Raw genomic sequence first — 14803 nt, 5'->3', positions numbered from 1 at the left:
GCTGAACAGGTTTTTTAAGAGTCTTAAAGACGGAGGGGTTAAGTTTGATTTCAACATACGATCACATGGTTTCTTGGGTAGAAGAGATCAAGGAGAGAAACAACAGCTCTGCGGCTGCACTCACAGTCATAAAAGAGAATGAGATTGTTTTAGAACACTATAGCGGGTCTCATTCCAATACGAGCAACGCAAAACCTGTTCATGAAAATTCTAGATTCAATGTAGCATCTGCAAGGAAAAGTTACTTAGGGTTGTGCATTGCTATTGCTCAATATGAAGGGAAAATACGTAGCCTTGATGATTATGCAAGGGAGTATTTTAAAGATATAGACTCAGACATACTTAAAGATACGACACTACGTCATATGGTCACTCACACCCATGGATTAGATGAGAATTCAGAAGGGGAGATCATTAGAGAGTTCGACGCTGGTGAAAAATGGGCCTACAGAGGAATCAATATTAAACTCATGACGCAACTCATCCATAACCTTTACGGCGTTCCCTTCACAGAATTATTGTATAGAAAGGTTTTCTTACCGATGGGACTAAAGGAAACAGGGTGGGAAACGCAAGAGAACGATGATTTAGTGAAAGTGATCATTGATCCTGATAAAAATGGAGAGGATACAACAGGTTCCAAGGAAGATGGGACCGAATCCAATCTATTTGTTTCTACTCGTGAATTTGCTCTTTGGGGAAACCTCTTCTTAAATAAAGGTAAAATGAATGGGAAACAGATTATCCCTGAGGAGGTCACCGAATTTGCGATTCGCATCCATACACCTGAACACCTTTCCAAAGAGTATCCGCGTAACGGGATGTTTTGGTTCCTGCAGGATGTTCCTAGAGAACAAAGTGAATTAGGGGATCGCGTGCCAACGGGCTCTTTTCAAATCTTAGGAGTGACGGGTCCAACTTTGTTAGTGATTCCAAAATACAAAGTGGTCGTCGCAAAAATGTACAATAAGAGATATAACTATGGAAATGAGAACTATCTTTACTACCTAAAAGAATTCAGCAACATAGTAGCCGACACATTTCGGTAGACACAGCTGAATAAGTGTTTCTCTTCTATATCAAGTGTTGAAGTTGCTATACTTGAGATAAGTTTATAAAAGAAAGGGAGAGGTAGATGACGAAACAAACCATTGGTTTCATCGGCGCCGGTGTGATGGGAAACAGCATGGCGCGCAATTTGATGAAGGCTGGATATGAGCTGAACGTATTTACACGTACGAAGGAAAAAGCGAACGACCTTTTAGCTGAAGGGGCCAACTGGAACGAAAGTGTGGCTGCTTTATCGGAGCATTCCGATGTCATCATTACGATTGTCGGTTACCCAAGCGATGTGGAAGAAGTGTATTTCGGTGGTGATGGGATTTTAGAGAATGCGAAGCCCGGTTCCTACGTGATCGATATGACCACGTCTTCTCCGGATTTGGCCCAGGAGATTGCTGGAAAAGCGGCAGCCAAGGATATTTTTGCGTATGATGCTCCTGTTTCAGGCGGGGACGTTGGAGCAAGAAACGGAAAACTCACCATCATGGTCGGTGGCAATCAGGGGCAGTTTGAAGAAATCCTTCCTGTTTTTCAAGCGATGGGCGAAAATATTGTCCTCCAAGGCGAAGCGGGAGCCGGCCAGCATACGAAAATGAGCAACCAAATTGCGATTGCATCCTGTATGTTGGGCGTCTGTGAGGCGATTACATATGCTGAAAAAGCAGGCCTTGATCCGAAGAAGGTGCTGAGCAGCATTCAATTCGGAGCGGCTGGAAGCTGGTCGTTGTCTAATCTTGGGCCTAGGATGATCGATGGGAACTTTGATCCAGGTTTCTATGTGAAGCATTTTATCAAAGATATGAAGATCGCCATTGATTCAGCAGAGAACATGCAGATCCCTGTCCCTGGTTTGAAACTTGCGAAGCAGCTCTATGAGGAATTGAGTGAAGCTGGTGGAGAAAATAATGGGACGCAGGCGTTGTATAAGTACTATCAAATGATGACACCGGTCTCATAGAAAAAGTGAATAAGAAAGATCATATGAAAGTTATAGTTGATCATATCGAAAAAAGCGACCGGAAGTGGTCGCTTTATTTTTTTTAGCTAAGAATTTTTAGAATAGACTCGTAACAAGTCCTCCGGTAGTAATCGTGCAATTGATCATCATCTCTCATCAACCATTGAATCAGGCTGCCGTCAATCATACAACGGATGCTGATGGCGGTTTGTTCCACATCTTCAACTTCAAAGACCTCTTCTTCCAGTCCTTGCTGGATGATCTCTCTCCCGATGGACCAACAGTTTTCATAGAATTTTTGGTTGATCTCTTTATATGAGTCGTTATTTTTCACTTGGGATAAAAAGTCCAGGTACACACGGTAGAAGTTTTTATTTTCTTCTGGACTGATGAACACACGGTCGATGTAGGCTTCAAGCTTTTTGAGGGCCGTTTCCTGTTCACTGATGGATGCGGCTTCTTTTTCATAGATGCGCGAGGTAATCCATTCAAACAATTGCGTGAAAACATCGGATTTATTTTTAAAGTAATAGTTGGTGACCCCTTTGCTGACATCCGCATAATCAGCGATGTCCTGTAGGGTCACGGATTCATAGCCTTTTTCAGTGGCGGCTTGGAAGGCGGCTTTCAATATTTGCTTTCGTCTCTTTTCTGCTTTTTGTGCCATGTTACAACCTCCATAGGATATTCCTTCCCATTATACAAGATCGTAGCAAAGATGACGAATCTTTTATACTGACTGGTCAAAATAAATTGACCGGTCAGTATAAAATGATTTACGATAGATTCATAAGCTTTCAATCATTTATCGGAAGGGGAAATTTGCAAATGTCCAAAGAATTCAAAGCTCTTGTTGTGAACAAGACGGACGAAGATTTTTCAGTGAATGTGGAATCGTTGAGTCTAAATGATCTCCCGGAAGGGGATGTGACGATTCGTGTTCACTATTCCAGCGTCAACTATAAAGATGGGCTGGCCAGTATTCCGAATGGAAAAATTGTTCAATCGTATCCTTTTGTACCTGGCATCGACCTTGCCGGAACGGTCGTTTCATCGGATGATGACCGCTATCAAGAAGGGGACGAAGTGGTTGTTACGAGTTACGAATTAGGTGTTTCCCATTATGGTGGATACAGCGAATACGCTCGAGTGCCGGGGGATTGGGTTGTGCCATTGCCTGACAATATGACGTTGAAAGAAGCAATGGCTTTCGGTACTGCAGGATTTACGGCTGCTCTTTCTGTCCACCGCCTTGAAGAAAGCGGCGTCAGACCTGAAGACGGAACGATTCTTGTGACCGGCGCCACTGGTGGAGTCGGCAGTATGGCTGTTTCGATGCTCGCCAAACGGGGGTACCATGTGACCGCTAGTACAGGGAAAGAGTCGGAACACGAATATTTGAAAACGTTAGGTGCTGAAGAGATTATTTCCCGAGAAGAAGTGACTCCGGAGAAAATCCGACCAATTGGAAAGCAGAAGTGGGCAGGTGCCGTCGATCCCGTGGGAGGAAAAACATTGGCATCTGTCCTCAGTAACACGAAATATGGTGGTGCTGTTGCTGTAAGTGGATTGACGGCTGGAGTTGAAGTGCCGACAACAGTGTTCCCATTCATCCTTAGAGGGGTGAATCTGCTCGGCATCGATTCCGTTTATTGTCCTAAAGACTTGAGAGAGAAGTTATGGACGAGGATGGCTACAGACCTGAAGCCGGATGACTTAGGAGAAATTGAAAAGGAAGTTTCTCTACAAGAGCTTCCTGATACTTTGTCAGATATTTTACAAGGAAAGGTGAGAGGAAGAACGGTTGTGAACATCCTCTCCTAAAAAGCTGACAGGGCGGGAGCGTATCTTTTTTATCTTGGAAAAGTCAAACCATATGGAAAGCGTAACCTCTCAAAAGGTTACGCTTTTTTCATAAATCTTGAGTATTTGGAAAGCGTTTGAAATAATTGAAAGATACATATCTAAATGGATGAAGGGATGTTTTTATATGAGTTCTGAACAGAACAATACAGCAAGTACCAACAAAGAACGAGCGGTTTCTTTTCTAAAGCAAGTGGCAGATGGAGAGGTAAGAGAAGCGTATCGAACGTATATCTCTCCGGGTTTTTCCCACCACAATCCCTACTTTCGCGGTGATGCGGATTCACTCATGGTGGCGATGGAAGAGGACGCTTCCAAAAATCCTCATAAAACGCTAGAGGTTCATCGGGCAATCGAAGAGAAAGATATCGTGGTCGTCCATTCTCATATTAAACAACAGCAGGAAGACACTGGAGTGGCCGTCGTCCATATGATGCGCTTTGAGAACGGACAAATCGTTGAGTTGTGGGATGTCGGCCAACCGATTCCGGAAGACTCACTGAATGAAAATGGTGCTTTCTAGACCTGTTGTTGTGATGAATGCCTGGAATGATAAAGAGAAGGATCTGGATAAGTGAAGGTGGGAGATATGGAAAAATTAAAATGGATCGATCATGAGCTGAAAGTGAAATATCGCGCAGAGGAAGTTTTTTTGCTGCCAAAAGAATATCAGTTGCTGCAGTATTTATGGGAACGACCTTTTCAAGTGTTTTCAAGAGGGGACCTGCTTGATGCGGTATGGGCTTTGGAGAATCCGAGTGACCGTACTGTTGATGACCATATTTATCGTCTGCGGAAAAAGCTGATGCCGTTATCTTCTGTCCTGAATATCGCCACAGTCAGGGGGAAGGGATATTTATTAAAAGTGGATGAGGAAGTTCATCGGAGCCCACTCACCAAAGACCAGGAAGTTGCCTCCAGTGCGAAAGTGCTTTTTCATAAGTACCACCTTTACGGGCAGGGAAAAGCTTTGAAGGTGCTGGAGGAAAATCAGGATATCTTCGGTTTTGAACTGGATGTTGAGAACCAGTGTTATCTCCATTTCATGAAGGGAGATTTTCAGTGGTTCCTCAAGGGTGAACGGTCGTTTTGGGATGTCTGTTATTATTTGCTTCACATCTATTCGTACATTCAACCCGATAAAGAGAAAAGCCTTCACTTTTTTGAAAAGGCGCTAGCGGAAGAGAAGCTGCCCGAATCCCACAGGGCAGAAATAAGGTTGTTGAACCGGTTGAGCCTTTTGATCTTTACCAAAAGGCTTCATGAAGCAGAAGTCCAGCTCAGTGCTTCCAAGAAGGAAGTCGAACATAGAGGGTTACAGCATATGTTTCCTTTGATTCTATTAACCGAACTCTATCTAGCATTCTTGAAAAACGAAAAAAAGGCGATTGAGGAAAAGATGGAAGAAGTGAAAGGGACGCTTGAGAAGTATCCTTACTCGCGTGAACAAGCGACGTTTGTGATTATGAAAGGTGTCCATTGCTTTTTGAATCATGAAGAATCCAAGGCGGATCGTTTCTTTCAAGAAGGGTTCAAGCTTTTCAAGGAAGCGAAATATATTCCAGGACTTCTGATCAGCCTGAACGTCATCCTCTTTTTCATCCAAGAATTCCGGGAGGAGAGTGACTTACTCCCTACATACAAAAAAATGTGGCAGGACTATGCCTCCGAGTATCGGTTTTCTGAGTTGACCTCTCACATCAAATCCAAGTTGGATTGCTATTTGAACTGAAAAAAAGGTGCCTCTGATATTCCTCTGATATTTCTCCGTTATTCTTAGTTTTGAGAGATAACGGGGAGGTATCGTAATGAAACAGAAACACTCACTTTGGAGAAACAGGAATTTTGTTACGTTTTTTTCAGCCAATGCGCTGTCCAATTTAGGGAATTGGTTGGACTTTGTGGCTGTATTGATTTTATTTCGTTATACGTGGAAGGCAGATCCTTTGTTGATCGCATTGATTCCTGTGATGTATGCCATTCCCAGCATATTGCTTGGACAGTTCGCGGGTGTTTTTGCGGATCGTAAGGATAAGCTGAAAATCCTCGTTTATTCTGATTGGATTCGCGGAGTCTTAACTTTGGCGCTCGTTTTCACTCCTTTCCCATTCCTTGCACTGGCATTTATTTTCCTGAGAAATACGGCGGGAGCAATCAGTCTGCCTGCCCAGCAGGGACTGGTAAGAAGGATTGTAGATGAAGAAGAGATTATGAAGGCGGTAACGATCAACGGCAGCTTGTTTCAACTCGTAAAAGTGGTAGGCCCTTTGATCGGTGGTTCCCTGACCACAGCGTTTTCCCCGTCTTTCTCGATCGCGATCAATAGTGCTTCTTTTCTTCTTTCCGGAGTCATTCTTTTGTTCATTCGTCCTAAGAAGGAAGAGGCGGATGAACAGGGAGGTAAACATGGGGAGGATGTTGGGTTCTGGACGTCGTGGAAAGAAGGTTGGAGCTATGTGCTCAATAGCCGGATTTTGACGGCGAGCCTTTTGTTCGGAATTGTCACGACATTGACCATCCAGATGATTGATGCGCAATTCGTCACCTTATTCAGTGAGATCTATCCTGAAAGAGCTGAGCTAACCGGCTGGGTCATTTCCGCCATCGGGATCGGTTCGCTTCTCGTGGTCCTTGCTTTAAATAAATTGGATGATATTAAAAAATACGGCTGGTTCTTTGGGACAGCGAGCCTTCTCATCGGTGTCATGACCGGTGGTTTCGGCTTTCTGAACGCCTCTACCTTTCTTTTTGTAGTCATCGGGCTTGGCTTGTTAGGAGGAATAGGAAATGGTCTCGCTTTTACTGCCGTGAACTATCTGATCCAGAAAGAGCCCCCGAAAGAAGCCATCGGGAGGGTATCGGGTATTGTCGACTCCACGTTGAGTCTGTTGTTCATCATTGGTCCGTTACTTGGCGGTCTGCTCATTCACCAGTTCGGTGTAACGATGGCTTTTCGAATGATCGGCTTCTGCTTATTGGGTGTCGGGTTCGTAGGGATAGTCTTCCAGAATCTGATATGGAAGCGGGCACGACCTCATGCGAATAAGACGGTGAAGAGGAGAGGAATTCAAGCGAATTCCAATCCATGAATTCTGGTAGAGGGATTTTCCAAAAGGGGAAATCCCTCTTTTTTTATCAAAGAGTATTGTCTTAAAAAGAATCCTTTGAAATAATTAAATGGAATAGCAAGGCTTGTCAGAGAATTCGTCTTTATTAATGATCTCATGGTGAATTTTGAAAGGGGATACATAACCTTGAATACAAAATACTTAGACTTACTTGCTCAAAAATATGACAGCGAAGAAAAAGTGGTCACCGAAATTATCAATTTGAAAGCGATCCTTAACCTGCCAAAAGGAACCGAGCATTTTGTCAGTGACCTTCATGGCGAATATCAGGCGTTCCAACATGTGCTGAGGAATGGCTCTGGGAGAGTCAAAGAGAAAATCAGGGATCTTTTTGAAGATGTGTTGACAGAGAAAGAATTGGATGAATTCGCGACGCTTGTGTTTTATCCGGAAGAAAAAATTAAGTTGATTAAGAACGGTTTTGATAATAATGAGGATCTGGAAGTGTGGTACACGAACACGATCGACCGGATGATCAAGCTCATTTCCTATGCTTCTTCCAAGTACACGCGCTCCAAGTTGCGTAAAGCCCTGCCTACTCAATTCGTTTATATCATAGAAGAACTTCTCTATAAAACGGATGACATCACAAATAAAGAATCGTATTATAAAAAAATTGTCCAGCAAGTCATTTCCCTGGGACAGGCGGACAAGCTCATCAGTGGGCTTGCTTATGCTACACAAAAACTGGTAGTGGACCACCTTCATGTCGTCGGGGATATTTACGACCGGGGACCGGAGCCGGATAAGATCATGGAAACCCTCATTCATTATCCGTCGGTCGATATCCAGTGGGGCAATCATGATGTCCTGTGGATCGGTGCTTTTGCCGGGTCGAAAGTATGTCTCGCCAACATCCTCCGCATCTGTGCCCGCTACAACAATCTGGAAATCATTGAAGATGCGTATGGGATCAACTTGAGGCCGCTGCTCAACCTTGCCGAGAGATACTATGGAGATCATGCTGCCTTCAGACCTAAGATCCATACCGATGACAAACCGTCAGACCAAGAGCAGCTGCAGATTACGAAAATGCATCAGGCAATCGCGATGATTCAGTTCAAACTAGAGAGTTCCATCATTAAGAGGCGTCCGTATTTCAACATGTCTGAGCGCTTGCTGCTTGAAAAAGTGGATTATGACCGGGAGGAAATCACCCTCCACGGGGAAACCTATCCGCTTGAAAATCCTTGCTTTTCAACGATCGATCCTGAAGATCCGAATCGTCTTCTTGAGGAAGAAGAACAGGTGATCGAGAAGCTGTTGTTTTCCATCCAGCATTCAGAGAAGCTTGCCAGACACATGAAGTTCCTTATGAAAAAGGGCAGCCTGTATCTTAAATACAACGGAAACCTATTGATTCACGGGTGTATCCCGGTTGATGAAGAAGGCAATATGGAAAAGATGACGATCGAGGACAAATCCTATGCTGGGCGTGAGCTGCTTGATATTTTTGAGCACTACTTGCGCCATTCGTTTGCGAATCCAAAAGAAACGGATGACCTCGCGACTGATATGGTCTGGTATTTGTGGACAGGGCAGTATTCATCCCTGTTCGGCAAAAGGGAAATGACGACGTTCGAGCGTTACTTCATCTCTGATAAATCCACTCACAAAGAGAGGAAAAATCCTTACTATTATCTGCGGGAAGATGAAGATGTCTGCCGGAAGATTCTTGCTGAATTCGACTTGAATCCAGACCAAGGCCATATCATCAATGGGCATACGCCTGTCAAAGAAATTGAGGGGGAAAACCCAATCAAAGCTGGTGGAAAGATGGTCGTCATAGATGGTGGATTTTCTAAAGCCTATCAATCAACCACAGGTATTGCCGGCTATACTCTATTGTATAACTCTTTCGGCATGCAGCTTGTCGCCCATAAACGCTTCAACTCGAAGGAAGAAGTACTGCGGGATGGAACGGATGTTTTGTCTGTGAAGCGGTTGGTAGATAAAGAGCTTGAGAGGAAGAAAGTTCTCGAGACGAACGTCGGGGAAGAACTGCTGCAGGAGATTTATATTTTGAACAGTTTGATGGAATACAAATATATGAAGTAAGGCGATGTAAAAAGGACGAAGGCTCATTCAAAGCCTTCGTCCTTTCTTAGGTTTTCATCTGTGTCATGCGGCCGGCCATGAGAATTTCTTCAGATGGACGGAATCAGCATGGTCTACCACTTAATGCTGCAGCCGACAATGATCAATAGAATGAACAACACCACGATCAAAACAAAATTGTTTCGACGTGGGCGGCAGTGATACATAGGAGCAACGGGCATGTGAGGCATATTCGCACCCATATATGGCGCGTTTACGTTTGCACCCATCGTGTACGGAGCATTTACATTTTCCATGTGAAAACATCCCTTTCGTTTTGTTTCTTTGTCACTATATTGTACTCGCCTAACAAAAAGTTGAGCCCGTCAACCTTAAAAATGGGTGCATGTCACGAGTACACGAAAGAGGTGTTTTCAATACTTCGGTCTATAGGTCAATTCATAAAGATACTGTCTGAAGGAAACGGAAGTCTTGTTATGGTGAACGATGAATGGCCTCGTTTTATGGATCGTACGTCCGGCAGAGAATCTGGCTAATGGCCGGAAAGATGGGCGGGTGATCAAGCTCGTCAAATAAGCTGATTGCTGACTGTTTTCCTTCCTTTTCGTATTCAGCGCTTCAATCATCTTTTCTTCTGTCCGGATACTGAATCCATGGCCGAAAAACTCGTCATTTCCGATTGCGATTGCATTGACTCCCCGGAACCATGGAGTGGTCGGATTCACATCAGGGTTGTTGAAATACACAACATCTCCAGGTATATAATGATTCACAAAATTTGAATACAACCCTAGATCATCATCGGTGTGCCAGCTGTATAAGTAGAGGTTTGGAAAGAGTGTGCTGAAGGAAGAATCGCCCATCGTTTTCAGGAGGCCGTGGTAAAAGTTGATCACACAAGCGGTCGCACATTCGAATTTATACTGTTCGCTGTTTGTGAAGATATCCCGGATCGCAGCAGCGGGGGAGGTCTGGCGTCTCAATAAGAATCCGCCGGCTCTGGTCAGCTGCCAATACGTAGGGTTGCAACGCGCCGTACGAAAAGTAGCAAAGGTTGATTCTCCATCGTTCATTTCTTTAGCACTAAGGATGATATTTTTTCTGCTTCTGACCTCAAATAGAAGCTCCTTTTCCGAAGAAAAAGAGTAGATGTTCGGAGTCTTCTGTAAAGCTTTTATGATTGTCGTCTCGATTTGATCTGGCTTCCACGAATCACTGGGTTGAAACGGCATCCCGGATACCTGGATCATACGGTTCCTCCTTTGTGAAGTGAAACATCTGTCCTTGTACCTATCTTATTCATGAGTGCTGGGGAAGATGTGTAGAGGCTGTCCTATGGGCTGGGCTGTGAATAATGTATATCGTGCAGGAAGAGTGAGATGCGCGCAGGAAGAGTGAGACGCGCGTGAGAAGTAGAGGAACGCGCGCAAGAAGCAAGGACCGCGCGCGAGAAGCAGGGACCGCGCGCGAGAAGCAAGGACCGCGCGCGAGAAGCAGGGACCGCGCGCGAGAAGCAGGGATCGCGCGCGAGAAACAGGGACCGCGCGCAAGAAGCAGAGGACCGCGCGCGAGAAACATGAAACACACACAAGAAAAAAGGAGTCATGTTCTCATGACTCCTTAATCTTTGTACCGCAGCCAATCCCCTTTGATCACTTGATCAGAGAGCTGCAGTTCGCTTCTGGCTTTGCTTCTTCCTTCTTCACAATCCTGATTGGATAAGGGAGTACCTTTTTCTGTATCCAGGCATTGCCCTTTAATATACATGGTAGATTCAGAGATGTAATTACCGTTTCTGAAGGTGACAAAGGCGTCGTGCTGCCTGGTCAACAAGTTTTCACTGTAGCTCATATAGTTTGCGCTCCGTTTTCCCAGCAGGTGGAGAACGGTCGCACGGATATCGATTTGGCCGGCAACTTCATCAAACGCTTCTCCTTGGAGTCCTGGAATATGGATCAGGACAGGGACGCGCTGGTTCTTGATGTGAGAGAAGGTCGTCTCTGGCTGATCGAGTAGTTCAAATAGACCCTCCTCGTATTCCGTTGAGATCCCGTAATGATCCCCATAAAGGACGAACATCGTATTTTCATACAAGCCTTGTTTTTTCAATTTCTCCATAAAAGTTTCAACGGACTGATCCAAGTAGTGGACCGTTGACAGATAGCGGTTCACAACGGGTTCTGAGGTCACGTCCGTTTCAAATGTCTGATCCTCTTCATGGAGCAAAAAAGGGAAGTGGTTCGTCAACGTGATGAATTTAGCTAAGTAGGGCGTGTCCAATTCCTTCAATTTGGGTACCGACTGCTCAAAGAAATGGCGGTCTTCCAGGCCATAGTTGACGGAGTTTTCTTCGGTGACCTTATAATCTCTTTCTGAAAAAAAGTGGTCATAGCCTAACGTGTCATACATTTCCGTCCGGTTCCAGAACGAACGCTCATTGCCGTGGAAGACGGCTGATTGGTAGTTTCCGAGAATCTCCGGAAGACCGTGGAACGCATTGTCTGGCCGGCGGACGAAGACGGAACCGCCGTCGAGCGGGTAGAGGCCGGTATCAATCATGAACTCGGCATCGGAACTTTTCCCTTGGGCGGTTTGTTCATATATATTGGAAAAATAAAAGCTCTCGTCCTTGATTTCGTTTAAAAACGGGGTGACTTCCTGATCGTCGACCTCCATGTCCAGCACAAAGTTTTGTACGGATTCCAACCCTATGAAAACGACATTCATTCCTTCAGCTTCCCCGAACCATTCTGTCGTTTCCTTTTCCTGCTCCTTGACGTAGGCCTGCATCGGCTCTGCATCGCCAGGGTCTGACATCCATTTAAAAAGCGGGGAGCGGATGGAGTGCCCGACATCGAACCATTGATAGGTAAACAAACTCATCGTCTGCACAAATTGGGTGCGGTTGTAATTCTCTGTGAGCACATACGGCTTGTAGAGAAGGCCGGCCGCAAGCATGGTGATGGTCAGAAGGCTTGCAACTCCAAGGTACCGCTTTTTCGGAGGCAGCTGGAATGTTTCCTTTTTGAACATCGCCCAACCGATCACAAAAATATCAATAAATAATAGCAGATCCCACGGGGAAAAGAGCTCCCACGTACTGCGGCTCAAACCGCCGACATTCCCAATTTGAAGGAAGATCGTCAAAGTCATGAAGTCTTCATAAAAACGATAGTACAGGAGATGGGCATACATCCAGAACGTGATGAGAAACAAGAGTGCTGGAAATACCCACTTCCTGAGCCGATCCGGTGTAAAGAGCGGCACGCTGAAAAGAAGCATGACAGGACCGATGATGGTCAGAATCATCACAAGGTGTCCAGGCCAATGAGTCGGCTGCAGCTGAAAACCGATGTACATAAGAAGCACGATTTTGACCCAGTAAAAGGCGATCAGCCCCGTGTACGGCTTCATGAAGAAACCCTTTTCTGTTCGTTCTCCTTCAAACGGTTCATGGCATCAAGTAACCGGGTGATGTTTACATGAGAGACTGTTCCCATCAAGGCAATCTGCATCCAGTTCTGCTCTTGCAAATAGCTGCTCTCATAATTGACGAGAATCCCCTGCTTCTTCAAACGATCTCCATACGTGACGGAAGAAAGTGTGGAGGGGAGGGCGATGGTGACGATCCCATTTGAGTACGTCTTGTCCCCAATAGCCGTCCAACCTTGGTTTTCCAATTCCGACCGCAGCAGATTCATCCAATCAGCCTTCTTTGATTCACCAAGCACCAGTGCTTTTTTCAAAGCAAAAAGAGCGTTTGATGAGTGGGTGAAGGGTGTGCTTTTCTTTGACGCGTACAATCCTAAGTCCAAATATCTTGGAATCGTGGAATTTGGAAACGGTTTGTGATGATGAAAGACGATCGCAAGGCCGGGATAAGAGGCAAGTCCTTTTCCGCTCACACTGGAAGCCAGGTACACACCATGAAGGTCCACGTCATCGACGCCGAGGGAGCTGCATGCATCGAGACATAAGTGAACATCATAGTCGGCAGCTGATTCTTTCAATGCTCCGAGATCGCATAAATAGCCGGTGGAGGTTTCACAATGGACCGTCCATATCCAGCGGATGGTCGGATGCTCATCCAGCACGGAACGGACATCCTCCATGGAGATGGCTGTGTTCCACTCTTTTTGGATGGTATGAAAAGGGAGGCCTGCTCTTGTGGCGTGATCGATCAGCCGCTCTCCGAACTCTCCATTGGACAAAATCAGCCCTTCCCCTTCAAGCTGCTTGATTTGCTGGGCCACCACATCATTGGCAAGTGTCCCTGTTCCGACAAGAATGGAAGCATGAGTCGCGTTCGTTTTCTCGGTTAACAGAGACTGTACACTCTTCATCAGCTCCAAAAATTCATCTGAACGGTGGGACTGCGTCGATTCGCTCAATGACTGAGCCACGTCTTCCTCCATCGGAACAGGACCGGATAAAAAAGAGATCGGTTCGTAGCGGGCGAGGATGCGGTGATACGCCTGTGTCGCCTTGACGAATTTCTCTTTCGTCAGCTTCATCGGCTGATATGGCGCTTCTTTCGTCCCTACCGTATGGGCAAACGGTTCGAAACCCAGTTTTCGATACAGGACGAGCTCGCGTTCAGTACCGGAAATGAGCGCAACATTAAATTTTTGTTTCAGGCAGTAACTGGCCAGCTGGTCAATCATACCGAAGAAGGTTGTCCGCTTTCGGTATTCTTTTTTCACCGAGAGCAAACGAATTTCACAGGGGATGGACCCCTCTTCCAAATACTTATCGATATCCGGTAGCTTATGATCGATAGAAAAGGGACGATCGCCTCTGACGGCAATCATGCCAATGACTTCCTCTTCTTTTTTTGCAATGATATATGTATTTTCATTATGAAATTGATCTGTGAGTTTACGAGATTCGTTACGGTTATGTTGGGGAATCTCCTCGACGAAGGTGGCGTAATTCAACTGATGGATCTGTTCGTATTCTTCTTCTGTTGATGCCACTTTATAAATGAACGGTTGTTTCATAGATGTTCCTCCTCTTTCTTGATGCCGGGATGGACAGGAATGAGATGAGAAAGGACGACTAATCCATATCCAATTAAGAGTCCGAAGCTTACAGCCGGATTTCCTCGGAAAAAGGCACTGACCACAGGGATGAACATGGCGCCTACCATCAGTTTTGAAAAAGAGATGGGAAGGGATTTGGCGAGTAGAGCCGACACACCAAAGGTCAGAAGTCCCGGCCATTCCAGCACAAGGGTGCAGGCGAGATAGGTGACGACACCCTTGCCACCACACCCCTTCAGCCAAATGGACCAAATATGGCCAGCAACCGCAGCGATGATCATCGCCGCAACGATGACAGGGGAAACGCTTAGGTAAAGAGCGAGGCTCAGAGGAAGAATGGTTTTCAGTGCATCGATGACCACGGTCCAAATGAACGCCTGTTTACCTGCCATTCTGCCTGCGTTTCTTGCTCCCCCTGTTCCACTTCCAAGCGTTGTAATATCTTCCTGAAGCTTATATTTCGTCATCACGTATGCGCCATTGATTCCAGCAAACAAATAGCTGATAATCGGACAAATCCACATGTCCTCACCCCTCGTCCTTTCCATCATCTATCATACGATGCAGATCTATAAATCGTTTCATGATATGGAAAATTTATACGTTGGCACATGGCATTTTACAATTATTTCAAAATATTGGGTAGATGACAAAAGATTTGCTTTTCACCAGCTATTCTTTTAGAAAATATT

The 14803-nt window shown here is 45.3% G+C and carries 13 protein-coding genes; 7 read left to right on the top strand and 6 right to left on the bottom strand.

Annotation, left to right across the window (positions count from 1 at the left end; translation table 11 throughout):
* Positions 1 to 47: 47 nt before the first annotated feature.
* Together GLV98_RS10195 and GLV98_RS10190 are read left to right on the top strand one after the other, a co-directional pair.
* Entirely contained in the window at positions 48 to 1049 is a 1002-nt protein-coding gene (locus tag GLV98_RS10195; RefSeq protein WP_160915324.1) for a serine hydrolase, read from the top strand.
* Positions 1050 to 1135: 86 nt separating this feature from the next.
* On the top strand, positions 1136 to 2020 hold the full coding sequence (locus GLV98_RS10190; protein WP_160914748.1) for an NAD(P)-dependent oxidoreductase: 885 nt from the start codon (positions 1136 to 1138) through the stop codon (positions 2018 to 2020).
* A gap of 82 nt (positions 2021 to 2102) precedes the next feature.
* Here GLV98_RS10190 and GLV98_RS10185 read toward each other — a convergent pair whose 3' ends face one another.
* Complete coding sequence (locus tag GLV98_RS10185) at positions 2103 to 2687, bottom strand: TetR/AcrR family transcriptional regulator (protein ID WP_160914746.1); 585 nt, start codon at positions 2685 to 2687, stop codon at positions 2103 to 2105.
* 161 nt (positions 2688 to 2848) lie between these two features.
* On the opposite strand from GLV98_RS10185, the gene GLV98_RS10180 reads away from it, so the two are divergent.
* The 5 genes from GLV98_RS10180 to GLV98_RS10160 all read left to right on the top strand — a co-directional run bounded on the left by GLV98_RS10180 (position 2849) and on the right by GLV98_RS10160 (position 9069).
* The gene (locus GLV98_RS10180; RefSeq protein ID WP_160914744.1) at positions 2849 to 3844 is read left to right on the top strand and encodes an NADPH:quinone oxidoreductase family protein; all 996 of its coding nucleotides are present in this window, start codon (positions 2849 to 2851) and stop codon (positions 3842 to 3844) included.
* Positions 3845 to 4010: 166 nt separating this feature from the next.
* Entirely contained in the window at positions 4011 to 4406 is a 396-nt protein-coding gene (locus tag GLV98_RS10175) for a nuclear transport factor 2 family protein (RefSeq protein ID WP_160914742.1), read from the top strand.
* 66 nt (positions 4407 to 4472) lie between these two features.
* Positions 4473 to 5615 (top strand): winged helix-turn-helix domain-containing protein, encoded by a 1143-nt coding sequence (locus tag GLV98_RS10170; RefSeq protein ID WP_160914739.1) that lies wholly within the window; start codon positions 4473 to 4475, stop codon positions 5613 to 5615.
* Between the two features lie 76 nt (positions 5616 to 5691).
* Positions 5692 to 6972 (top strand): MFS transporter, encoded by a 1281-nt coding sequence (locus GLV98_RS10165; RefSeq protein WP_160914737.1) that lies wholly within the window; start codon positions 5692 to 5694, stop codon positions 6970 to 6972.
* A gap of 165 nt (positions 6973 to 7137) precedes the next feature.
* Positions 7138 to 9069, top strand: a complete 1932-nt coding sequence (locus GLV98_RS10160; RefSeq protein ID WP_160914735.1) for a fructose-1,6-bisphosphatase — start codon at positions 7138 to 7140, stop codon at positions 9067 to 9069.
* A gap of 113 nt (positions 9070 to 9182) precedes the next feature.
* On the opposite strand, the gene GLV98_RS20125 is transcribed toward GLV98_RS10160, so the two are convergent.
* The 5 genes from GLV98_RS20125 to GLV98_RS10135 form a co-directional block, all read right to left on the bottom strand.
* Positions 9183 to 9365: a YjcZ family sporulation protein gene (locus GLV98_RS20125; RefSeq protein ID WP_237417107.1), complete on the bottom strand. Its 183-nt coding sequence runs from the start codon at positions 9363 to 9365 to the stop codon at positions 9183 to 9185.
* Positions 9366 to 9482: 117 nt separating this feature from the next.
* Entirely contained in the window at positions 9483 to 10319 is an 837-nt protein-coding gene (locus GLV98_RS10150) for a protein-glutamine gamma-glutamyltransferase (protein WP_160914733.1), read from the bottom strand.
* 370 nt (positions 10320 to 10689) lie between these two features.
* Complete coding sequence (locus GLV98_RS10145; RefSeq protein ID WP_160914731.1) at positions 10690 to 12483, bottom strand: LTA synthase family protein; 1794 nt, start codon at positions 12481 to 12483, stop codon at positions 10690 to 10692.
* Positions 12480 to 14069, bottom strand: coding sequence for a GNAT family N-acetyltransferase (locus GLV98_RS10140; RefSeq protein WP_160914729.1), 1590 nt, complete (start codon positions 14067 to 14069; stop codon positions 12480 to 12482). The genes GLV98_RS10145 and GLV98_RS10140 overlap by 4 nt, the downstream gene beginning before the upstream one ends.
* Positions 14066 to 14635 carry a glycerol-3-phosphate acyltransferase gene (locus GLV98_RS10135; protein ID WP_160914727.1) on the bottom strand — a complete coding sequence of 190 codons (570 nt, stop codon included), beginning with the start codon at positions 14633 to 14635 and terminating at the stop codon, positions 14066 to 14068. The genes GLV98_RS10140 and GLV98_RS10135 overlap by 4 nt, the downstream gene beginning before the upstream one ends.
* Between the last annotated feature and the right edge of the window lie 168 nt (positions 14636 to 14803).

This window comes from Halobacillus litoralis (assembly GCF_009856415.1).
GTDB lineage: Bacteria > Bacillota > Bacilli > Bacillales > Halobacillaceae > Halobacillus > Halobacillus litoralis_C.
The sequence above is the reverse complement of the archived record's forward strand: the minus strand, read 5'-3'. Positions and strand labels throughout refer to the sequence as shown.